Below are 19764 nucleotides of genomic sequence, written 5' to 3'. Positions count from 1 at the left end.
GGACCCGGCAGCCTTCCGGACGGTGGGTGGGCCGGGTCTCGCGCTGTCTGCGCCTCGTCAGACCTGTCGCGACTCACTGACCATGCGACGGATGGAATTCCTCCAGCGCCCGCCTTTGGCCCAGCACCACGCCAGCGCGTCGGGGATGGCCAGCAGGCACTCCTCGTGAGCATGCAGCTGGTCGTAACGCAGCCTCCCGTCCACCCCGTACTTCCTGACCTGCTCGAACAGCAGGCGTCGATCGGCTTGGAAGGTCGAGTCGTCGCGTTCCAGGACGAGGCGCGCAGCCCCGATCTTTGCCGCGTGCTCCACCAGAGAGACGAGGCATGCCTCGCGAGCGACCCTGGCGTTGCGATGGTGCTTCGCGTCGAAGATGACGGCGTGCGCGGAGAGCGCGAGAAGCCCGTCGACGATCTGACGGCGCCGGTCGTCCCTCTCCTTGTGGAAGTGGATACGGCGTTGGCCGGGCAGGATGAGATCACGAATCGACCGGCGCGCAGCGGTCAGATCGGCCGGGTGCATGACCACGGCGGCGACAAGAAGCCCTCGCTCCTTGGTCTCGTCGACGAAGACGTGCGCGGTCATGGGACGAGGTCGCCTTCCTGTCGCTGCTCAGACCTGGTCAGGCGTTGACGATTTCCCTGATGCGGTCGAGCTTCTGCCGGGCGGTCAGGCCGGCGGGGTTCTTGGTGCCGATGACGTCCAGCTCTGCTCGGACGTCACAGTCGTCCGGCTGTAGGACGGCATCGATCACACGCGCTCGAGGGCTGCCGTCCCGGACGTAGATCCAGACCGTCTGCGACTGCCGTGGCTCGGCGTTGAGCGCCGCGTCGAGCCGGTGGGAGGGGAAGAAGCCGAGGCCGGTCGCCCTGAGTGTGTCGGCGATCTCGGCCAGGACCCAGCGGCCGAGCTTGCGGTAGCCCAATTCGGTCCGCAACTCGCCGAGGGTCGCTTCCGTTAGTCCTCCGTCCGCTCGGCAACGGGCGGCGATGCCTTGAGCGGTTTCCGTCTCGCTCACATCCCACTCCAATGCGTCGATGGATCTCGACAAGATGATGCGAGATGCTGAACATCTTGTCAACGACCACCGAAAATTTTATATCGATCTTGGTAATATGATTGGGCGGGTGGGTTCGGCTCACACCGGAGGGCCCGGTACGGCGGCATCCACGGGTGGCGACGTAGGCTCGGGGATGTGACGGCGAACCAGGAGATCGACGACATCCTGCAACGCGGCGCGGACGGCGGGCGGATCACGCCCGAGGAGGCCCTGCTGCTCTACACCGACGCGCCCTTCCACGCGCTGGGCGAGGCGGCCGACGCGGTCCGGCGCCGCCGCTACCCGGACAACATCGTCACGTACCTGATCGACCGCAACATCAACTACACGAACGTCTGCGTGACGGCGTGCAAGTTCTGCGCGTTCTACCGGGCGCCCAAGCACTCGGAGGGCTGGACCCACCCGACCGAGGAGATCCTGCGCCGCTGCGGCGAGGCGGTCGAGCTGGGCGCCACCCAGGTCATGCTCCAGGGCGGGCACCACCCGGACTACGGCGTGGAGTACTACGAGGAGCTGTTCTCCTCGGTCAAGAAGGCCTACCCGCAGCTCGCCATCCACTCGATCGGGCCGAGCGAGATCCTGCACATGGCGAAGGTCTCCGGCGTGAGCCTGGACGAGGCGATCGCCCGGATCAAGGCCGCCGGCCTGGACTCGATCGCCGGCGCCGGCGCCGAGATGCTGCCGGACCGGCCGCGCAAGGCGATCGCGCCGCTGAAGGAGTCCGGCGCCCGCTGGCTGGAGGTCATGGAGCTGGCGCACCGGCAGGGCCTGGAGTCGACCGCGACCATGATGATGGGCACCGGCGAGACCAACGCCGAGCGGATCGAGCACCTGCGGATGATCCGCGACGTGCAGGACCGCACCGGCGGCTTCCGGGCCTTCATCCCGTGGACCTACCAGCCGGAGAACAACCACCTGAAGGGCCGCACCCAGGCGACCGCGCTGGAATACCTGCGGCTGATCGCGGTGGCCCGGCTCTTCTTCGAGACGGTGCCGCACCTGCAGGCGTCCTGGCTGACCACCGGCAAGGACGTGGGCCAGCTCGCGCTGCACATGGGCGTGGACGACCTCGGTTCGATCATGCTGGAGGAGAACGTCATCTCCTCGGCCGGTGCCCGGCACCGGTCCAACCTGCACGAGCTGATCGGCATGATCCGCTCGGCGGACCGGATCCCGGCCCAGCGCGACACCCTCTACCGCCGGCTCGCGGTGCACCACACGCCCGCCGACGACCCGAGCGACGACCGCGTGGTGTCGCACTTCTCGTCGATCGCGCTGCCCGGCGGCGGCGCCGGGAAGTCACTGCCCCTGGTCGAGGTGAACTGACGCGGCTCCACCGTTCGGCTGGACGGCCCGTCGTTTCCGGTGAAGCTTCGGCGTGGATCTCGACGGGCCCGTCGGCGGGCCGCTAACGTGCCCGCTCGGCACCGTCCATCAGGGCCGCGAGCTGCCAGGTAACAGGTCGGCGGCGACCCGGTCGAGGGCGGTACCGCGCGCCGTCGCGGCGACTACGCTGGCGGCGTCCGGCGGACCGTCGTCCTCCATCGGCCCATGAGGGCCGTTCACATAACGCACCGCGGCAAGGGCGGGATGGGTGACCATCCCGCCCTTGCTGTCGGTGGCGGTCAGTGGGAATTGCAACCGTACGGCGCTGGCGCGTCGATGCGTCGCTCCGGTACCGTCCGTTCGTTCCGTGCCTGATCGGCACGTCCCTACCCCCGGGGGAACCATGACCTTCCGATACCGCTCCACGCTGGCCCGCGCCGGCGTGGTGGCCCTGCTCTCCACCGCCGCGCCGGTCGCGTTCGGCGTGCCGGCGCAGGCGGCCGACCTGGCCGACCTCGTCCTCGCCCCGATCAGCACCGGGCTGGCCAGGGGCGTCGAGGCGGCCCAGGCCAAGCCGGTCAAGTTCACCGTCACCAACGTCGGCACCGCCACCGCCAAGGACGTCAGCGTCCGGGTCAAGGTGGACGATCTCAACCCGAAGCGGGTGGGCTACCTGCGCCCGGCCGGCTGCCGGGTGGTCTCCCCGCAGCTCTTCGACTGCCTCCTGGGCGACGTGCCGGCCGGCACCAGCGAGGACTTCGGCATCCCGCTGTTCAGCACCGGCGGCAAGGGCGACGGCGGCGTGCTGACCGTCGGCGTCTCCACCACCACCCCGCAGCCGAACACCGCCGACGACATCGTCGAGCTACCGATCCGGGTGACCAAGCCGGGTTACGACCTCACCGCCTGGGTGCAGGACATCCAGGACAACGTCGTGGTCAACGGCGCGGTGCGGGACGAGCCGGACCTGAAGCCGGTGCGTCGGGGCAGGACGGTCCCGCTGGACTGGGCGGCCTACAACCACGGCAGCCAGTCGGCCACCGGTGTGGTCTACGGCCTCACGCTGCCCGCCGGGGTCGCCTTCGTCGACCTGCCGGAGGGCTGCGTGCGCCAGGAGGTGCTGGGCAAGCAGCAGGCCGTCTGCGAGGACGCGGGCGCGGTGATCCGGCCCGGCCAGTACTACACCGCCGGGGTCACCGTGCGCGTCGGCGACGACGTGACCGAGACCGTGCTGCACGAGGGCGACTTCTTCGCCTACGGACTGGACCGCGCCGAGGGCACGCCGGACGAGGCGCCCAAGGCCGCCAGCCAGGCGCAACGACGCACCTTCGCCGAGGTCGACGAGCTGGACAACCACACCATCTTCGAGGCCTTCGTCGACCTGTCCGCCGAGCCCACGCCCGGCCCCAGCGGCACTCCGCAGCCGACGCCGACCGCCGAGCCGACCCCGAGCGGCGGCGCGACCGCGGTCCCGACCCCGACCGCGGGTGGCGGCAGCGGCGGTGGCTCCGGTGACGGCGGCCTGCCGGTGACCGGTGTGCAGGTGGGCCTGATCGGCGGCATCGGCGCGGTCGTCCTCGCCGCCGGTGCGGCGCTGATGATGCTGTCCCGGCGCCGCAAGGTGGTCCTGGTCGCCCCGACCGAGGAGCGCACCGAGGACTGACCGGAGACGGTTGCCTGACGAGGGCGGGGTGGGCGACCACCCCGCCCTCGTCGCGTACCCGGGGGGAGCCGGGGCCGGCATGGCTGGCAGAGTGGAGGGGTGAGCCGTACCCCGCAGGGCCAGCGCGCCAGCCTGGACAAGCAGCCGCACGAGGTCGCCGCCATGTTCGACGGTGTGGCGGCCCGCTACGACCTGACCAACACCGTGCTCTCCTTCGGGCAGGACCGGTCCTGGCGGCGGGCCACCCGGGCGGCGCTCGGCCTGCGCCCCGGCGAGCGGGTGCTGGACGTGGGCGCCGGCACCGGCGTGTCGACCGAGGAACTGGCCCACTCCGGGGCGTACGCGGTCGGCGCCGACCTGTCGCTGGGCATGCTGCACGCCGGCAAGCGCACCCGCCCGGCGGTGCCGCTGCTGGCCGGGGACGCGCTGCGGCTGCCGTTCGCCGACGCCAGCTTCGACGCGGTGACCATCTCCTTCGCGCTGCGCAACGTGAGTGACACCGACGCCGCGCTGCGCGAGCTGGCCCGGGTGACCCGGCCGGGCGGGCGGCTGGTGGTCTGCGAGTTCAGCACGCCGGTGAACCCGGCGTTCCGCACGGTCTACCTGTCGTACCTGATGCGGTCGCTGCCGGCGGTGGCCCGCGCGGTGTCCAGCAACCCCGACGCCTACGTCTACCTCGCGGAGTCGATCCGGGCCTGGCCGGACCAGGCCGCGCTGGCCGCGCGGATCGGTGCGGCCGGGTGGGGCCGGGTGGCCTGGCGGAACCTGACCGGCGGCGTCGTCGCGCTGCACCGCGCCGTCCGGGACTGATCCCTCGGTCGACTCAAACCGACCATTTCGTGAATATCCGGTTCTGGTCTACTTTGTCCCGTAGGCTCGCCCCCATGACGGGATCGGACCAGGTCGCCACCGACGACGACGCCGCCGAGCTGATCGCCCAGCTCAGGGAGTTGGCCGGGGCGGATCCCGCGGACGTCCGTCAGGTCGTCGCCGAGGTGCTGGCGGCGCTGGACCGCGCGGCCGGGGGCGCGCTGCGCGACCACCTGCCCGAGGCGATCCGGCTCGACGCCGGTCTGGGGCCGGCCACGCCGGCCCGCCCGTGACCGATATCCACATCCTTACCGGCGGGTTTCCGTGAAGTTAGGCACCCCTGGTCGCATACAGGTGTAACGCCGGTCATAGACTCCAACCCGATCGGCTTGTGAAGCATTTCACGAGCATGCGGGAGGAGGCGCGGATGACCGCGGTGGAGAACGACGCCGACGTCATCGTCGTGGGCGCCGGTCCCGGAGGATCGGCCACGGCGTACCACCTGGCGCGGCACGGCGTACGCGTGCTGCTGCTGGAGAAGACGGAGTTTCCCCGGGAGAAGGTCTGCGGCGACGGGCTCACGCCCCGCGCCGTGCGGCAGCTGATCCGGATGGGCGTGGACACCTCGCCCGAGGCCGGCTGGCTGCACAACAAGGGCCTGCGGGTGATCGGCGGTGGGGTACGCCTGGAGCTGGACTGGCCCGACCTGGCCAGCTTCCCCAACTACGGCCTGGTCCGGACCCGGCTCGACTTCGACGACCTGCTCGCCCAGCGGGCCGTCGCCGCCGGCGCGAAGCTGCGCACCGGGGTGAACGTCCTGACCCCGGTGCTGGACGCGGACGACCGGGTGATCGGCGTGCAGGCCGAGGTCGGCCCGGACAAGGAGCCGGCCACCTTCCACGCGCCGCTGGTGGTCGCCGCCGACGGGGTCTCCGGCCGCTTCCCGCTCGCGCTCGGGCTGACCAAGCGGGAGGACCGGCCGATCGGCGTCGCGGTCCGCCGCTACTACCGCTCGCCCGCCAAGCACGACGACGACTACCTGGAATCCTGGCTGGAGCTGCGGGCCAAGGGCAACGACGCGCTGCTGCCCGGCTACGGCTGGATCTTCGGCCTCGGCGACGGCCGGGTGAACGTCGGCCTGGGCGTGCTCAACTCCTCCTCCGCGTTCGGCAAGACGAACTACCGGCGACTGCTCACCGACTGGCTGGCCAACACCCCGGAGGACTGGGGGATGACCGACGAGGCCAACGCGGAGGGTCCGATCCTCGGCGCCGCGCTGCCGATGGGCTTCAACCGGGTCCCGCACTACACCCGCGGCGTGCTGCTCGTCGGCGACTCCGGCGGCATGGTCAACCCGTTCAACGGCGAGGGCATCGCGTACGCGATGGAGTCCGGCGAGCTGGCCGCGGAGGTCGCGGTGCAGGCGCTCGCCCGCCCGGCCGGCGCGGAGCGGGAGCGGGCGCTGATGGCCTACCCGCAGGAGCTGAAGGCCCGCTTCGGCGGCTACTACCGGCTCGGCGGCATCTTCGTGAAGCTGATCGGCCGGCCCGAGGTGATGCGGCTGGCCACCAAGCACGGCATGCCGCACCCGATGCTGATGCGCTTCGTGCTCAAGCTGCTGGCGAACCTGACCGACCCGCGCGGCGGGGACGCGATGGACCGGGTCATCAACGCGATGACGAAGGCGGCCCCGGCCGTGTAGGAGACCACCGGCCCGGGGGCGTGCCCACGGGACGGACGGAGATCGACCCCCGCCGACCGAGGTCGTGAGGGACGTGAATAGTGTGATTTTGGCCAACCACCGAGGTCAGGGAAGGACGAGCAGGGGACAACGATGACGCTCTCTCCTTACGCACCCATCATCGGGCTGTTCGCCCTCGCCGCGGGGTTCGCGCTGTTCTCCGTGGCCGCCGCCCGATTCGCCGGCCCCCGGCGTCTGAACAAGGCCAAGCTCGAGGCGTACGAGTGTGGCATCGAGCCGAGCCCGCAGCCGGTCGGCGGCGGCCGGTTCCCGATCAAGTTCTACCTGACGGCGATGCTCTTCATCGTCTTCGACATCGAGATCATCTTCCTCTACCCCTGGGCGGTCTCCTTCGACGCCCTGCCGATCTTCGGCTTCGTGGAGATGGTCCTGTTCATCGTCGCGGTCTTCGTCGCCTACGCCTACGTCTGGCGGCGCGGCGGCCTGGACTGGGACTGAGGAGGTAGCAGATGGGCATCGAGGAGAAGCTTCCCTCCGGCGTCCTGCTCACCAGCGTCGAGAAGCTGGTCAACTGGTCGCGGAAGTCGTCCGTCTGGGGCGCCACGTTCGGCCTCGCCTGCTGTGCCATCGAGATGATGGCGGCCGGCGGCCCGCACTACGACATGGGCCGCTGGGGCATGGAGGTCTTCCGCGCCTCGCCCCGGCAGGCCGACCTGATGATCGTCGCCGGCCGGGTGAGCCAGAAGATGGCCCCGGTGCTGCGGCAGATCTACGACCAGATGGCCGAGCCCCGCTGGGTCATCTCGATGGGCGTCTGCGCCAGCAGCGGCGGCATGTTCAACAACTACGCGATCGTGCAGGGTGTCGACCACGTCGTGCCGGTCGACATGTACCTGCCCGGCTGCCCGCCCCGGCCGGAGATGCTCATCGACGCGGTGCTCAAGCTCCGCGAGAAGATCATGTACGAGCCGCTGGGCCCGAACGGTCGCAAGATGCTGGAGGCCCGCAAGGAGCGCGGTGACGTCCCCGTCGTGCCGTACGGCTCGATGCCGTCGTCGTACCGCAACGACAAGGCCCGGCGCGCCGAGTGGACGAAGGCGGTCCGCGAGGGGCGCGAGGAGCAGTTGCGGATCGAGAACTGGATGAAGGCGCAGAACCACCTCCAGACGCAGGGGGGCCCGAAATGACCTCGCCGAACGACCGGAACAACGACGGCGGGGTGCCGGTACCGACCACCCCCGCCGGGGCCAGTTCCACCGCGCCGGCCGAGTACCCGCCGGCCTCCCCGGCCGGCCGGGGCATGTTCGGCAACCAGGGCACCGGCGACGTCTCCGGCTACGGCGGCCTGGTCCGCCAGCGCAAGCCCATCGAGGAGGCCGCCCGGCCGTACGGGAGCTACTTCGACGAGGTGCGGGACGCGCTGGAGGAGGCCTACCCGGCCTTCGGCGACGCGATCGAGAAGGTCGTGGTCGACCGGGGTGAGCTGACCCTGCACGTGCGGCCGGAGCGGATCGCCGAGGTCTGCCAGGTGATGCGCGACGACCTGTCGCTGCGCTTCGAGCTCTGCTCCTCGGTGTCCGGTGTGGACTACCTGGGCGCCGACGAGCGCCGGCTGCACGTGGTCTACCAGCTGACCTCGATGACCTACCGCCGGCAGGTCCGGCTGGAGGCCGCGGTCTCCGCCGAGGACCCGCACCTGCCGAGCGTCACGGCCGTCTACCCGACCGCCGACTGGCAGGAGCGGGAGGCGTACGACATGTTCGGCATCGTCTTCGACGGCCACCCCAACCTGACCCGGATCCTCATGCCGGACGACTGGGAGGGGCACCCCCAGCGCAAGGACTACCCGCTCGGCGGCGTCCCGGTGGAGTACAAGGGCGCCGAGATCCCGCCGCCGGACCGGAGGAGGTCGTACCAGTGACCACGTCGAACTACGCGACCGAGCGCGAGACCACCGAGGGCAAGGTCTTCACCGTCACCGGTGGCGACTGGGACCAGGTCGTCTCCGGCACCGACCCGATCAACGACGAGCGGATCGTCGTCAACATGGGTCCGCAGCACCCGTCCACGCACGGCGTGCTCCGGCTGATCCTGGAGCTGGAGGGCGAGACGGTCCGCGAGGCCCGCTCGGTCGTCGGCTACCTGCACACCGGCATCGAGAAGAACCTGGAGTACCGCAACTGGGTCCAGGGCTCGACGTTCGTGACCCGGATGGACTACCTCTCCCCGATCTTCAACGAGACGGCGTACGCGCTCGCGGTGGAGAAGCTGCTCGGCGTCACCGACGAGGTGACCGAGCGGGCCACCACGATCCGGGTGCTGATGATGGAGCTGAACCGGATCTCCTCGCACCTGGTCTGGCTGGCCACCACCGGCATGGAGCTGGGCGCGATCAACATGATGTTGTACGGCTTCCGGGAGCGGGAGTACATCCTCGACATCTTCGAGACCATCACCGGCCTGCGGATGAACCACGCGTACGTGCGGCCGGGCGGCGTGGCGCAGGACGTGCCGGACGACGCGATCCGCAAGATCCGCGACTTCCTGGCGCTGATGCCGAAGAAGCTCAAGGAGTACGAGAACCTGCTCTCCGGCCAGCCGATCTGGATCGAGCGCACCACGAACGTCGCGGTGCTCGACGTGACCGCCTGCCTGGCGCTCGGCGTGACCGGCCCGGTGCTGCGCTCCGCGGGCCTGGCCTGGGACCTGCGCAAGACCATGCCGTACTGCGGCTACGAGACGTACGAGTTCGACGTGCCGACCCACACCGACGGTGACGTGTGGGGTCGCTACCTGGTCCGACTGGCGGAGATCCGCGAGTCGCTGAAGCTGGTCGAGCAGGCGCTCGACCGGTTGAAGCCGGGCCCGGTGATGGTGTCCGACAAGAAGATCGCCTGGCCGGCGCAGCTCGCCATCGGCGTCGACGGCATGGGCAACTCGCTGGAGCACGTCGCGAAGATCATGGGTCAGTCGATGGAGTCGCTGATCCACCACTTCAAGCTCGTCACCGAGGGTTTCCGGGTTCCGCCGGGCCAGGTGTACGTCGGCATCGAGTCGCCCCGCGGCGAGCTGGGCGTGCACGCGGTGTCCGACGGCGGCACCCGGCCCTACCGGGTGCACTACCGGGAACCGAGCTTCATCAACCTCCAGGCCCTCCCGGCCATGGCCGAGGGTGGCCTGATCGCCGACGTGATCGCCGGCGGCGCCTCGCTGGACCCCGTGATGGGTGGTTGTGACCGATGAGCTTTTCCGAAACGACCCGCGTCCGGGCGCGGGAGATCATCGCCCGGTATCCGGCGGACCGGTCGCGTTCGGCGCTGCTGCCGCTGCTGCACCTGGTCCAGTCCGAGGAGGGTTACGTCTCCCCGGCCGGGGTCGAGTTCTGCGCCGAGGTGCTCGGGCTGAACAAGGCCCAGGTCGGCGCGGTCGCCACCTTCTACACCATGTACAAGCGCAAGCCGAGCGGTGACTACCTGGTCAGCGTCTGCACCAACACCATGTGCGACGTGCTGGGCGGCCAGGCGGTCTACGACACGCTCGCCGAGCACCTGGGCGTCGGGCACGAGGAGACCACCGCCGACGGGAAGATCACCCTGGAGCACGCCGAGTGCCTGGCGGCGTGCGACTACGGCCCGGTGATGACCGTCAACTACGACTTCTTCGACAACGTGGAGCCGCAGGGCGCGCTCGGCGTGGTGCAGGAGTTGCAGGCGGGTGGCCGGCCGATGCCGACCCGGGGCGCGCGGCTCTGCACGCTGAAGGAGATGGCGGTCCAGCTCGCCGGCTTCGCCGACGAGCGGGACGGCGCGGTGGCCGACGGCGGGCCGGGTGCGCCCACGCTGCGCGGCCTGCGCCTGGCCGAGGAGCACGGCATCGCGGTGCCGGGCTTCGACCCGAAGACGCCGATCCGCAGCAAGGCCGAGGCCGACCGGGCCGCCGCCGAGGCCAAGGCGAAGGCCGAGGCCGAGAAGCCGGCCCCCGCGCCGGAGCCGGCCAAGGCCGAGCCGGCCAAGGCCGACACCGCCGGCAACGCGGGCGCGGCCGAGCCGGCGACGCCCGCGGCGGCCAGCGGCAGCACCGCGCCGGATGCGAAGGCGCCGGACGACAAGTCGCCGCAGGTGCGTACCGCCGAGACCCGGCAGCCCGACGCGCGGACCGCGGTGGCGGACGCGCCGGGCACCAAGGTCCCGGTGGACGGCCCGGCGCCGGCGCCGCGCGACGCGCGGGCGGCGGAGGCCGCCGGCGTGGCGGCGAACCCGCCGGCCGGCGACGGCAAGCCCGCCGGCGACGCGGCCGGCGCGCAGGAGCGCAACCTCAAGGAGGCGGAGGCCGGTACGGACGCCGACGGCGCCGACCCGGCGGACGCGAGCGGAACGGGGGTCCGGAAGTGACCACTCCTCGGCCGGAGACGTTGGCCAAGCTCACGCCGGTGCTCACCAAGCGCTGGCTGTCGCCGGACGCCTGGCGGCTCGGCACCTACGAGAAGCTGGACGGCTACGCCGCCCTGCGCAAGGCGCTCAAGGCGCACCCGGACGACCTGATCCAGCTGATCAAGGACTCCGGGCTGCGCGGTCGGGGCGGCGCGGGCTTCCCGACCGGTCTCAAGTGGGGGTTCATCCCGCAGGGCGACGGCAAGCCGCACTACCTGGTGGTGAACGCCGACGAGGGCGAGCCGGGCACCTGCAAGGACCTGCCGCTGATGACGCACGACCCGCACGCGCTGGTCGAGGGCGTGATCATCGCGTCGTACGCGATCCGGGCCAACCGGGCGTACATCTACATCCGCGGCGAGGCCGTGCACGCCGCCCGGCGGCTGCGCAGCGCGGTGGCCGAGGCGTACGCCAAGGGCTACCTCGGCCGGAACATCCTCGGCTCGAAGTTCGACCTGGAGCTGGTGGTGCACTCCGGCGCCGGGGCGTACATCTGCGGCGAGGAGACCGCGCTGCTGGACTCGCTGGAGGGCTTCCGGGGCCAGCCCCGGCTGCGCCCGCCGTTCCCGGCGACCCACGGCCTGTACGCCAGCCCGACCGTGGTCAACAACGTCGGCACCATCGCCAGCGTGCCCTACATCGTGCTGGGCGGCGCGGACTGGTGGAAGACCATGGGCACGGAGAAGTCCTCCGGCCCGATGATCTACTCGCTCTCCGGCCGGATCGCCAACCCCGGCCAGTACGAGTGCTCGATGGGCATCACGCTGCGCGAGCTGATCGAGCTGGCCGGCGGGATGAAGCCCGGACACGAACTGAAGTTCTGGACCCCGGGCGGCTCGTCGACGCCGCTGCTCACCGCCGAGCACCTGGACGTGCCGCTGGACTTCGAGGGGGTGGCGGCGGCCGGCTCGATCCTGGGCACCACGGCCACGCAGATCTTCTCCGACCAGGACTGCCCGGTCTACGCGACCTACCGGTGGCTGGAGTTCTACCACCACGAGTCGTGCGGCAAGTGCACCCCGTGCCGCGAGGGCAACTACTGGATGGTCCGGGTCTACCGGCGGATCCTGTCCGGCCAGGGCACCCACGAGGACCTGGACACCCTGCTCGACACCTGCGACAACATCCTCGGCCGCTCGTTCTGCGGTCTGGGTGACGGTGCGACCAGCTCGGTGACCTCGTCGCTGAAGTACTTCAAGCAGGACTACCTCGACTACATCGAGGGACGTACCGCTCCGAAGCTCTCCGACAAGCAGCTGGTTGGAGCCCACTGATGACGGACGTAGCCAAGCAGACCGAGACCGTCACGCTGACCATCGACGGCGTCGAGGTCACCGCGCCCAAGGGAGCGCTGCTGATCCGGGTCGCCGAGCAGTTGGGCACCGAGATCCCCCGCTTCTGCGACCACCCGCTGCTGGCCCCGGCCGGTGCCTGCCGGCAGTGCCTGGTGGAGGTGGAGGGCCAGCGCAAGCCGGTCGCCTCCTGCACCCAGACCGTCGCCGACGGCATGGTCGTGCGGACCCAGCTCACCTCGCCGGTCGCCAAGAAGGCCCAGGAGGGGGTGATGGAGCTGCTGCTCCTCAACCACCCGCTGGACTGCCCGATGTGCGACAAGGGCGGCGAGTGCCCGCTGCAGAACCAGGCCATGTCCACCGGCCGCACCGACTCCCGCTTCCACGAGCACAAGCGGGAGTACCCGAAGCCGCTGCCGATCAGCACCCAGGTGCTGCTCGACCGCGAGCGCTGCGTGCTCTGCCAGCGGTGCACCCGGTTCTCCGAGGAGATCGCCGGCGACAAGTTCATCGACCTGATGGGACGCTCCTCGCACGAGGAGATCAACATCTACCGGGACGACGCGTACGGTGAGGAGGGCGACGAGGGGGATGTTCCCTTCAACTCGTACTTCTCCGGCAACACCGTGCAGATCTGCCCGGTGGGCGCGCTGACCGGCGCGCAGTACCGCTTCCGGTCCCGCCCGTTCGACCTGGTCTCCTCGCCCAGCGTCTGCGAGCACTGCTCGGCCGGGTGCGCCCAGCGCACCGACTGGCGGCGGGGCAAGGTGCTGCGCCGGCTGGCCGGCGACGACCCGGCGGTGAACGAGGAGTGGAACTGCGACAAGGGCCGCTGGGGCTTCCAGTACACCCGCGCGTTCGACCGGCTCACCACCCCGCTGGTGCGGGACGAGAAGACCGGTGAGCTGCGCGAGGCGTCCTGGAGCGAGGCGTTCGCCCGGGCCGCCGAGGGGCTGCGCGCGGCCCGCGACGGCGGCACCGGCACGGCGGTGCTGACCGGCGGCCGGCTCACCGTCGAGGACGCCTACGCGTACGCGAAGTTCGCCCGGGTGGCGCTGCACACCAACGACATCGACTTCCGGGCCCGCCCGGTCTCCCGCGAGGAGGCCGACTTCCTGGCCAGCAACGTCGCCGGGGTCACCGACGTGACCTACGCGGACGTGGAGAACGCGCCCGCGGTGGTGCTGGTCGGCCTGGAGCCGGAGGAGGAGTGCCCGATCCTCTTCCTGCGGCTGCGCAAGGCGTACCTGAAGAAGAAGCTCACCGTCTACGCGATCGCGCCGTTCGCGACCCGCGGCCTGGAGAAGCTCGGGGCGAAGCTCGCCCGGGTGGTGCCGGGCGAGGAGGCCAGCGTGCTGGCCGAACACGCCACGGTGGCCGAGGCGCTGGGGCAGCCGGGCGCGATCCTGATCGTCGGCGAGCGGCTGGGCGCGGTGCCCGGCGGACTCTCCGCGGCGGCGGACGTGGCCCGGCGTACCGGAGCCCGACTGGCCTGGGTGCCGCGGCGCGCGGGTGACCGCGGTGCGGTCGACGCGGGCTGCCTGCCCAACCTGCTCCCCGGCGGTCGCGTGGTCACCGAGCCGGCCGCCCGCGCCGAGCTGGGCGAGGCGTGGGACATCCCGGCCGGGGTCATCCCGAGCCAGGCCGGCCGCGACACCGACGGCATTCTGAACGCGGCGGCCGACGGCCGCCTCGGCGCCCTGGTGGTGGCCGGGGTCGACCCGGCCGACCTGGCCGACCCGCGCCTGGCCGAGACTGCCCTGGACGCGGTGCCGTTCCTGGTCAGCCTGGAACTGCGGATGAGCGCGGTGTCCCGGCGGGCGGACGTGGTCTTCCCGGTCGCCCCGGTGGTCGAGAAGGCCGGCAGCTTCCTCGACTGGGAGGGCCGGCTGCGCACCTTCGAGAAGGTGCTGGACACCGGCGCGATGACCGACGGCCGGGTGCTCGACGCGATCGCGGCGCAGCTCGACGTGCGGCTCGGCGCCGGCGACGTGCCGAGCGTGCGCCGCGAGCTGGGGGCGCTGCCCCGGACCCGGGTCGAGCGGCCGTCCGCGCCCTCGGTCGAGCCGGCCACCGTGCCGCAGCCCGGCCCGGGCCAGGCCGTGCTGGCCACCTGGCACCAGCTCGTCGACCTGGGCAGCCTCACCGACGGCGACGAGCACCTCGCCGGCACCGCCCGCCCGCCGGTGGTCCGGCTGGGCAAGGGCACCGCCGAGGCGCTCGGCGTGGCCGACGGGGACCCGGTCACGGTCGGCACCGACCGCGGCGCGGTCACCCTGCCGGCGGCGATCACCGAGATGCCGGACGGCGTCGTCTGGCTGCCGACCAACTCACCCGGCTCGACCGTACGCCGCAGCCTCGGCGCGACGTCCGGTCACGTCGTCACGGTGACCGCGGCGCCCGTCGCCGCGGACGCCGCCGCGCGCCCGGGTCCGCTCCTCAACACCGGGGGTGTATCCCAGTGAACGCCGTCATCCTCGCGGCGCAGGACCCGACGCTCGCCGACTTCGGCCGGGACCCGTGGTGGCTGGTCCTCGGGAAGATCGTCTTCGCGTTCGCCTTCGGCCTGCTGGCCACGCTGCTCGGCGTCTGGTTCGAGCGGCGGGTCGTCGGCCGGATGGCGGTGCGGCCCGGCCCCAACCAGGTCGGCCCGTTCGGCCTGCTCCAGACGCTCGCGGACGGCCTGAAGATGGCGTTCAAGGAGGACATCCTCCCGCGCGCCGCCGACAAGGTGGTCTTCTTCTTCGCCCCGACCATCTCGGTGATCTCCGCGGTCACCGCGCTGTCGGTGATCCCGTTCGGCCCGAAGGTGAGCATCTTCGGCCACTGGACGCCGCTGCAGGTCACCGACGTGTCGGTGGCGGTGCTGGTGATCCTGGCCTGCTCCTCGATGGGCGTCTACGGCATCGTGCTCGGCGGGTGGGCCTCCGGCTCGACGTACCCGCTGCTCGGCGGTCTCCGGTCCAGCGCCCAGATGATCTCCTACGAGGTCGCGATGGGGCTGAGCATCGTGGCGGTGTTCATGACCGCCGGCACGATGTCGACCAGCGGGATCGTCGCCGCGCAGGGCGACGCCACGCAACTGAGCATCGGCGGGTTCGACCTGCCCGCCCCCGGCTGGTACGCGATCCTGCTGCTGCCCAGCTTCATCATCTTCTTCATCGCCATGGTCGGCGAGACCAACCGGGCGCCGTTCGACCTGCCGGAGGCGGAGTCGGAGCTGGTCGCGGGCTTCATGACGGAGTACAGCTCGCTGAAGTTCGCGCTCTTCATGCTCTCCGAGTACGTGGCGATGGTGACCATGTCGGCGGTCACCACCACGCTGTTCCTCGGCGGCTGGCGGGCCCCCTGGCCGATCACGCTCTGGTCGGGCGCCAACGAGGGTTGGTGGCCGATGCTGTGGTTCTTCGGCAAGGTGATCCTGCTGGTCTTCGTGTTCGTCTGGCTGCGCGGCACGCTGCCCCGGCTCCGCTACGACCAGTTCATGCGGTTCGGCTGGAAGGTGCTGCTGCCGATCAACCTGGTCTGGATCCTGGTGCTCGCCGGGCTGCGCTCGATCGAGGACTGGCAGACCAACGACCGGCTGCTCGCCACCGCCATCGGCGCGGGCGTGCTGCTGCTGGCCACGCTCTTCTGGCCCAGCAAGAAGAAGCAGCCGAAGCCGTCCCCGCAGGAACAGGTGGACAGCCGGCCGTACGGCAGCTTCCCGCTGCCCCCGATGGATCTTCAGGTTCCGCCGAGCCCCCGCACCCGGCGCGTGGTCGCCGAGCGGGAGCCGGCCAACGTCGTCGCCGGCTCGGACTCCAGGGAGGTGTGACGTGGGCGCGATCACCGGAACGTTCAAGGGCTTCGGGGTCACCTTCTCGCACATGTTCAAGAAGGTCGTCACCACCGACTACCCGTTCAAGCCGCCGGTCTCGGCGCCGCGCTACCACGGGCGGCACATCCTCAACCGGCACCCGGACGGGCTGGAGAAGTGCATCGGCTGCGAGCTGTGCGCCTGGGCCTGCCCGGCCGACGCGATCTACGTGGAGGGTGGCGACAACACCGAGGAGCAGCGCTTCTCCCCGGGTGAGCGGTACGCCAGCACCTACCAGATCAACTACGCCCGGTGCATCTTCTGCGGGCTCTGCATCGAGGCCTGCCCGACCCGTTCGCTCACCATGAGCAACGAGTACGAGCTGGCCCGGGACAACCGGCAGGACCTGATCTTCACCAAGGAGCAGTTGCTCGCGCCGCTGCTCGAAGGCATGGAGCAGCCGCCGCACCCGATGCGGCTGGGCGACAGCGAGAAGGACTACTACGTCGGCGCGTTGACCAACCCGGGCACCTCGGCCGGCGCCGAGCACTCGCCGATGGGCCCGGGCCGGTACCAGGTGGAGGAGCACCCCGGCGTGACCTTCCCCGGCGCCGAGCAGGCCGCGCAGCGGTCCGAGGCGGGCAAGGGAGCAGGGGCATGACCACACAGACGGTGCTCGCCGCGGCGGGCGACGTGACCGGGGGTGAGGAGGTCACCTTCTGGATCCTCGCCCCGCTGGCCCTGATCGGGGCGCTCGGCATGGTGTGGGCCCGCAACGCGGTGCACTCCGCGCTCTGGCTGGTGCTGACCATGCTCTGCCTGGGCGTGTTCTACGTGCTCCAGGCCGGGCCGTTCATCGGCATGGTGCAGATCATCGTCTACACCGGCGCGATCATGATGCTCTTCCTGTTCGTGCTGATGCTGGTCGGCCGGGACGCGTCCGACTCGCTGATCGAGACGCTGCGCGGCCAGCGGGTCGCCGCGGTGGTGCTCGGGCTCGGCTTCGCCGGCCTGGTCGGCACCGGCCTCTACCGCGCGCTCGACGGCGTGCGGGCGGCCGGGCTCGACCAGGCGAACGCCGAGGGCAACGTGCAGGGCATCGCCCGGCTGCTCTTCACCAAGTACGTCTTCGCCTTCGAGTTGACCTCGGCGCTGCTGATCACGGCCGCGGTGGGTGCGATGGTGCTGGCGCACGTGGAGCGGCGCAAGGAGGACCGGATGGACCAGGTCGCCACCATGAAGGCGCGCTTCCGGCCCGGCAACTACCCCGGCCCGAAGCCCGGCCCGGGTGTCTTCGCCACCTCCTCCTCGGTGGCCACGCCGGCCCGCCTGCCGGACGGCCGGCTCACCGACCGCGGCATCCCGGAGATCATGCCGGTACGCGAGCTGACGGCCGAGGAGACCGCACTGAAGGGCACGGACAAATGACGCCGGACTACTACCTGATCCTCGCGGCGGTGCTGTTCACCATCGGCGCCGTCGGCGTGCTGGTCCGACGCAACGCCATCGTGCTGTTCATGTGCGTCGAGCTGATGCTCAACGCGGCCAACCTGACGCTCGTCACGTTCAGCCGGATCAACGGTGACCTGAACGGCCAGATCATGGCGTTCTTCGTGATGGTGGTGGCGGCGGCCGAGGTCGTGGTCGGGCTCGCGATCATCATGGCGATCTTCCGGACCCGGCGCTCGGCCAGCGTCGACGACGCCAACCTGCTGAAGTACTGAGGGGTCTGCGGTGGAACAGACTGTGGAATTCGCTACTGCGGATGGCCTGCTGGGCAGCGTCTGGCTGCTGGTGGCGATCCCGCTGGTCAGCGCGGCGGTCCTGCTGCTGCTCGGCAGGCGGGCCGACCGCTGGGGCCACTGGCTGGGCGTGGCGGCCATCGGCGCCGCGTTCGTGCTCGGCCTGACCTACTTCTTCCAGCTGCGCGGTCTGGAGAACAAGCAGGTCGAACAGAGCCTCTGGCAGTTCATCACGGTCGGCGACCTGAAGGTGGACTTCGGTCTGCTCTTCGACCCGCTGGCCGCGGTGTTCGTGCTGCTGATCACCGGGGTGGGTTTCCTCATCCACCTCTACGCCGTGGAGTACATGGCGCACGACGAGGGCCGGCGCCGGTTCTTCGGGTACTTCAACCTGTTCGTCGCCGCCATGCTGCTGCTGGTGCTCGGCAACAACTACGTGATGCTCTACTTCGGCTGGGAGGGCGTCGGCCTGGCGTCGTACCTGCTGATCTCCTTCTGGTACGGCCGGCCCAGCGCGGCCACCGCCGGCAAGAAGGCGTTCCTGATGAACCGGGTCGGCGACGCCGGCCTGGCCATCGGCATCTTCGTCATGTTCGCCATGCTCGGCACCACCCAGTACGACGAGGTGTTCAACGGGGTCGGCTCGCTGACCTCCACCACGGTGCTGGTGCTCGGCCTGCTGCTGCTCCTGGGCGCGGCCGGCAAGTCCGGCCAGTTCCCGCTCCAGGCCTGGCTGCCGGACGCGATGGAAGGCCCGACCCCGGTGTCCGCGCTCATCCACGCGGCCACCATGGTCACCGCGGGCGTCTACCTGATCGCCCGCTCCAACCCGATCTTCTCCGCCAACGAGACGCTCCAGCTCGTGGTGGTCAGCGTCGGCGCGCTCACCCTGCTGATGGGCTGCGTCATCGGCGCGGCGAAGGACGACATCAAGCGGGTGCTGGCCTGGTCCACGGTGAGCCAGATCGGCTACATGTTCCTCGGCGTCGGTCTCGGCGGCGGCGCGTACGCGCTGGCCATCATCCACCTGCTGGCGCACGGCTTCTTCAAGGCCAACATGTTCCTCGGCGCCGGCTCGGTCATGCACGGCATGAACGACCAGGTGGACATCCGCCGCTTCGGCGGACTGTCGAAGTACATGAAGATCACTTGGCTGACGTTCATGATGGGCTGGCTGGCCATCATCGGCATCCCGCCGCTCTCCGGCTACTTCTCCAAGGAGCCGATCATCGCGTCCGCGTTCGAGCGGGAGGGCTGGACCGCCTGGCTGTTCGGCGGGGCGGCGCTCCTCGGTGCCGGACTCACCGCGTTCTACATGACCCGGCTGTTCGTGCTCACGTTCCACGGCCCGAAGCGGTGGACCGAGGACATCGAGCACCCGCACGAGTCGCCGAAGCTCATGACGATCCCGCTGATCCTGCTCGCCGCCGGTTCGGTGGTGGCCGGTGGTCTGATGACGCTCAACGACGGCGTGGTGTCCTGGCTGACCCCGGTGCTCGGCGAGGAGGCGGGCGGCGAGGCGCACGGCGTGCTCTCGCACACCGTGATCACCATCCTCTCGATCCTGATCACCGTGCTCGGAGCCGGGCTGGCCTGGTTCCTGTTCCGCACCGGCACGGCCACCGAGCCGCAGCCGGCCGGCGTGGTGGTCACCGCCGCCCGCCGCAACCTCTACACGGACGCCTTCAACGAGGCGGTCTTCGAGAAGCCGGGCATCTTCCTCACCCGGGCGCTGGTGTTCCTCGACAACCGGGGCGTCGACGGGCTGGTCAACGGCCTCGCCGCCGCCGTGGGTGGGGGCTCGGGCCGGCTCCGGCGGCTGCAGACCGGCTTCGTGCGGTCGTACGCGACCTCGATCCTGACCGGCGCGCTGCTCGTGGTGGCGGCGTTCCTGGCGGTGCAGGCGGGGTGGCTGGCGTGATCGACAGCAACGCGGCCGC

General features: G+C 70.8%; 19 protein-coding genes and 1 pseudogene. 18 read left to right on the top strand and 2 right to left on the bottom strand.

Going from position 1 to position 19764, the window contains the following annotated elements; genetic code table 11:
* Positions 1-57: 57 nt before the first annotated feature.
* Complete coding sequence (locus CO540_RS17815) at positions 58-585, bottom strand: hypothetical protein (RefSeq protein ID WP_099162924.1); 528 nt, start codon at positions 583-585, stop codon at positions 58-60.
* A gap of 37 nt (positions 586-622) precedes the next feature.
* Positions 623-1018 (bottom strand): hypothetical protein, encoded by a 396-nt coding sequence (locus tag CO540_RS17810; protein ID WP_099162923.1) that lies wholly within the window; start codon positions 1016-1018, stop codon positions 623-625.
* Positions 1019-1037: 19 nt separating this feature from the next.
* Between CO540_RS17810 and CO540_RS30210 the strand changes: the two genes are divergently transcribed.
* From CO540_RS30210 to nuoL, 18 genes and pseudogenes are all read left to right on the top strand, one after another.
* A complete protein-coding gene (locus CO540_RS30210) occupies positions 1038-1199 on the top strand; it encodes a hypothetical protein (RefSeq protein ID WP_157779150.1) in 162 nt (53 codons plus the stop codon).
* A complete protein-coding gene (gene mqnC, locus CO540_RS17805; RefSeq protein WP_099162922.1) occupies positions 1196-2386 on the top strand; it encodes a cyclic dehypoxanthinyl futalosine synthase in 1191 nt (396 codons plus the stop codon). Before CO540_RS30210 ends, mqnC begins: the two co-directional genes overlap by 4 nt.
* Positions 2387-2789: 403 nt before the next feature.
* Positions 2790-4049 carry a cell wall anchor protein gene (locus CO540_RS17800; protein WP_099162921.1) on the top strand — a complete coding sequence of 420 codons (1260 nt, stop codon included), beginning with the start codon at positions 2790-2792 and terminating at the stop codon, positions 4047-4049.
* Positions 4050-4148: 99 nt separating this feature from the next.
* Positions 4149-4859 (top strand): demethylmenaquinone methyltransferase, encoded by a 711-nt coding sequence (locus tag CO540_RS17795; RefSeq protein ID WP_091565145.1) that lies wholly within the window; start codon positions 4149-4151, stop codon positions 4857-4859.
* Between the two features lie 74 nt (positions 4860-4933).
* Entirely contained in the window at positions 4934-5152 is a 219-nt protein-coding gene (locus CO540_RS17790) for a hypothetical protein (RefSeq protein ID WP_091565146.1), read from the top strand.
* Between the two features lie 134 nt (positions 5153-5286).
* Positions 5287-6561 (top strand): geranylgeranyl reductase family protein, encoded by a 1275-nt coding sequence (locus CO540_RS17785; protein WP_098746117.1) that lies wholly within the window; start codon positions 5287-5289, stop codon positions 6559-6561.
* Between the two features lie 132 nt (positions 6562-6693).
* Complete coding sequence (locus tag CO540_RS17780; protein ID WP_073834101.1) at positions 6694-7059, top strand: NADH-quinone oxidoreductase subunit A; 366 nt, start codon at positions 6694-6696, stop codon at positions 7057-7059.
* An 11-nt stretch (positions 7060-7070) separates the two neighbouring features.
* Entirely contained in the window at positions 7071-7748 is a 678-nt protein-coding gene (locus CO540_RS17775; RefSeq protein ID WP_091062855.1) for an NADH-quinone oxidoreductase subunit B family protein, read from the top strand.
* Entirely contained in the window at positions 7745-8482 is a 738-nt protein-coding gene (locus CO540_RS17770; RefSeq protein WP_099162920.1) for an NADH-quinone oxidoreductase subunit C, read from the top strand. The genes CO540_RS17775 and CO540_RS17770 overlap by 4 nt, the downstream gene beginning before the upstream one ends.
* Complete coding sequence (locus CO540_RS17765) at positions 8479-9804, top strand: NADH-quinone oxidoreductase subunit D (protein ID WP_091583700.1); 1326 nt, start codon at positions 8479-8481, stop codon at positions 9802-9804. Before CO540_RS17770 ends, CO540_RS17765 begins: the two co-directional genes overlap by 4 nt.
* A pseudogene (gene nuoE, locus CO540_RS17760) lies at positions 9801-10646 on the top strand (NADH-quinone oxidoreductase subunit NuoE); the annotation flags it as partial. The gene CO540_RS17765 and the pseudogene nuoE, both read left to right, overlap by 4 nt.
* Before the next feature lie 302 nt (positions 10647-10948).
* Positions 10949-12265 carry an NADH-quinone oxidoreductase subunit NuoF gene (gene nuoF / locus CO540_RS17755; RefSeq protein WP_099162918.1) on the top strand — a complete coding sequence of 439 codons (1317 nt, stop codon included), beginning with the start codon at positions 10949-10951 and terminating at the stop codon, positions 12263-12265.
* Positions 12265-14748: an NADH-quinone oxidoreductase subunit G gene (locus CO540_RS17750; RefSeq protein ID WP_099162917.1), complete on the top strand. Its 2484-nt coding sequence runs from the start codon at positions 12265-12267 to the stop codon at positions 14746-14748. Before nuoF ends, CO540_RS17750 begins: the two co-directional genes overlap by 1 nt.
* Complete coding sequence (gene nuoH / locus CO540_RS17745) at positions 14745-16100, top strand: NADH-quinone oxidoreductase subunit NuoH (RefSeq protein WP_099162916.1); 1356 nt, start codon at positions 14745-14747, stop codon at positions 16098-16100. Before CO540_RS17750 ends, nuoH begins: the two co-directional genes overlap by 4 nt.
* 1 nt (position 16101) lies before the next feature.
* Positions 16102-16743, top strand: a complete 642-nt coding sequence (gene nuoI, locus CO540_RS17740) for an NADH-quinone oxidoreductase subunit NuoI (RefSeq protein ID WP_091583682.1) — start codon at positions 16102-16104, stop codon at positions 16741-16743.
* Positions 16740-17510, top strand: coding sequence for an NADH-quinone oxidoreductase subunit J (locus CO540_RS17735; RefSeq protein WP_099162915.1), 771 nt, complete (start codon positions 16740-16742; stop codon positions 17508-17510). Before nuoI ends, CO540_RS17735 begins: the two co-directional genes overlap by 4 nt.
* Positions 17507-17806 (top strand): NADH-quinone oxidoreductase subunit NuoK, encoded by a 300-nt coding sequence (gene nuoK, locus CO540_RS17730; protein ID WP_089154544.1) that lies wholly within the window; start codon positions 17507-17509, stop codon positions 17804-17806. The genes CO540_RS17735 and nuoK overlap by 4 nt, the downstream gene beginning before the upstream one ends.
* Before the next feature lie 10 nt (positions 17807-17816).
* Positions 17817-19745, top strand: a complete 1929-nt coding sequence (nuoL, locus tag CO540_RS17725; RefSeq protein WP_099162914.1) for an NADH-quinone oxidoreductase subunit L — start codon at positions 17817-17819, stop codon at positions 19743-19745.
* Positions 19746-19764 lie beyond the last annotated feature (19 nt).

The sequence above is a fragment of the Micromonospora sp. WMMA2032 genome (assembly GCF_002688545.1).
GTDB lineage: Bacteria > Actinomycetota > Actinomycetes > Mycobacteriales > Micromonosporaceae > Micromonospora > Micromonospora sediminicola.
Note: the sequence above shows the minus strand (reverse complement) of the source record. Positions and strands in the feature narration are given on the sequence as shown.

Bases quoted from the DNA above. Each gene is read 5' to 3' on its own strand.
- CO540_RS17815 (WP_099162924.1), bottom strand. From the start codon at position 585: ATGACCGCGCACGTCTTCGTCGACGAGACCAAGGAGCGAGGGCTTCTT.
- CO540_RS30210 (WP_157779150.1), top strand. From the start codon at position 1,038: ATGGATCTCGACAAGATGATGCGAGATGCTGAACATCTTGTCAACGAC.
- CO540_RS17800 (WP_099162921.1), top strand. From the start codon at position 2,790: ATGACCTTCCGATACCGCTCCACGCTGGCCCGCGCCGGCGTGGTGGCC.
- CO540_RS17790 (WP_091565146.1), top strand. From the start codon at position 4,934: ATGACGGGATCGGACCAGGTCGCCACCGACGACGACGCCGCCGAGCTG.
- CO540_RS17785 (WP_098746117.1), top strand. From the start codon at position 5,287: ATGACCGCGGTGGAGAACGACGCCGACGTCATCGTCGTGGGCGCCGGT.
- CO540_RS17780 (WP_073834101.1), top strand. From the start codon at position 6,694: ATGACGCTCTCTCCTTACGCACCCATCATCGGGCTGTTCGCCCTCGCC.
- CO540_RS17775 (WP_091062855.1), top strand. From the start codon at position 7,071: ATGGGCATCGAGGAGAAGCTTCCCTCCGGCGTCCTGCTCACCAGCGTC.
- CO540_RS17770 (WP_099162920.1), top strand. From the start codon at position 7,745: ATGACCTCGCCGAACGACCGGAACAACGACGGCGGGGTGCCGGTACCG.
- CO540_RS17750 (WP_099162917.1), top strand. From the start codon at position 12,265: ATGACGGACGTAGCCAAGCAGACCGAGACCGTCACGCTGACCATCGAC.
- CO540_RS17735 (WP_099162915.1), top strand. From the start codon at position 16,740: ATGACCACACAGACGGTGCTCGCCGCGGCGGGCGACGTGACCGGGGGT.
- nuoK (WP_089154544.1), top strand. From the start codon at position 17,507: ATGACGCCGGACTACTACCTGATCCTCGCGGCGGTGCTGTTCACCATC.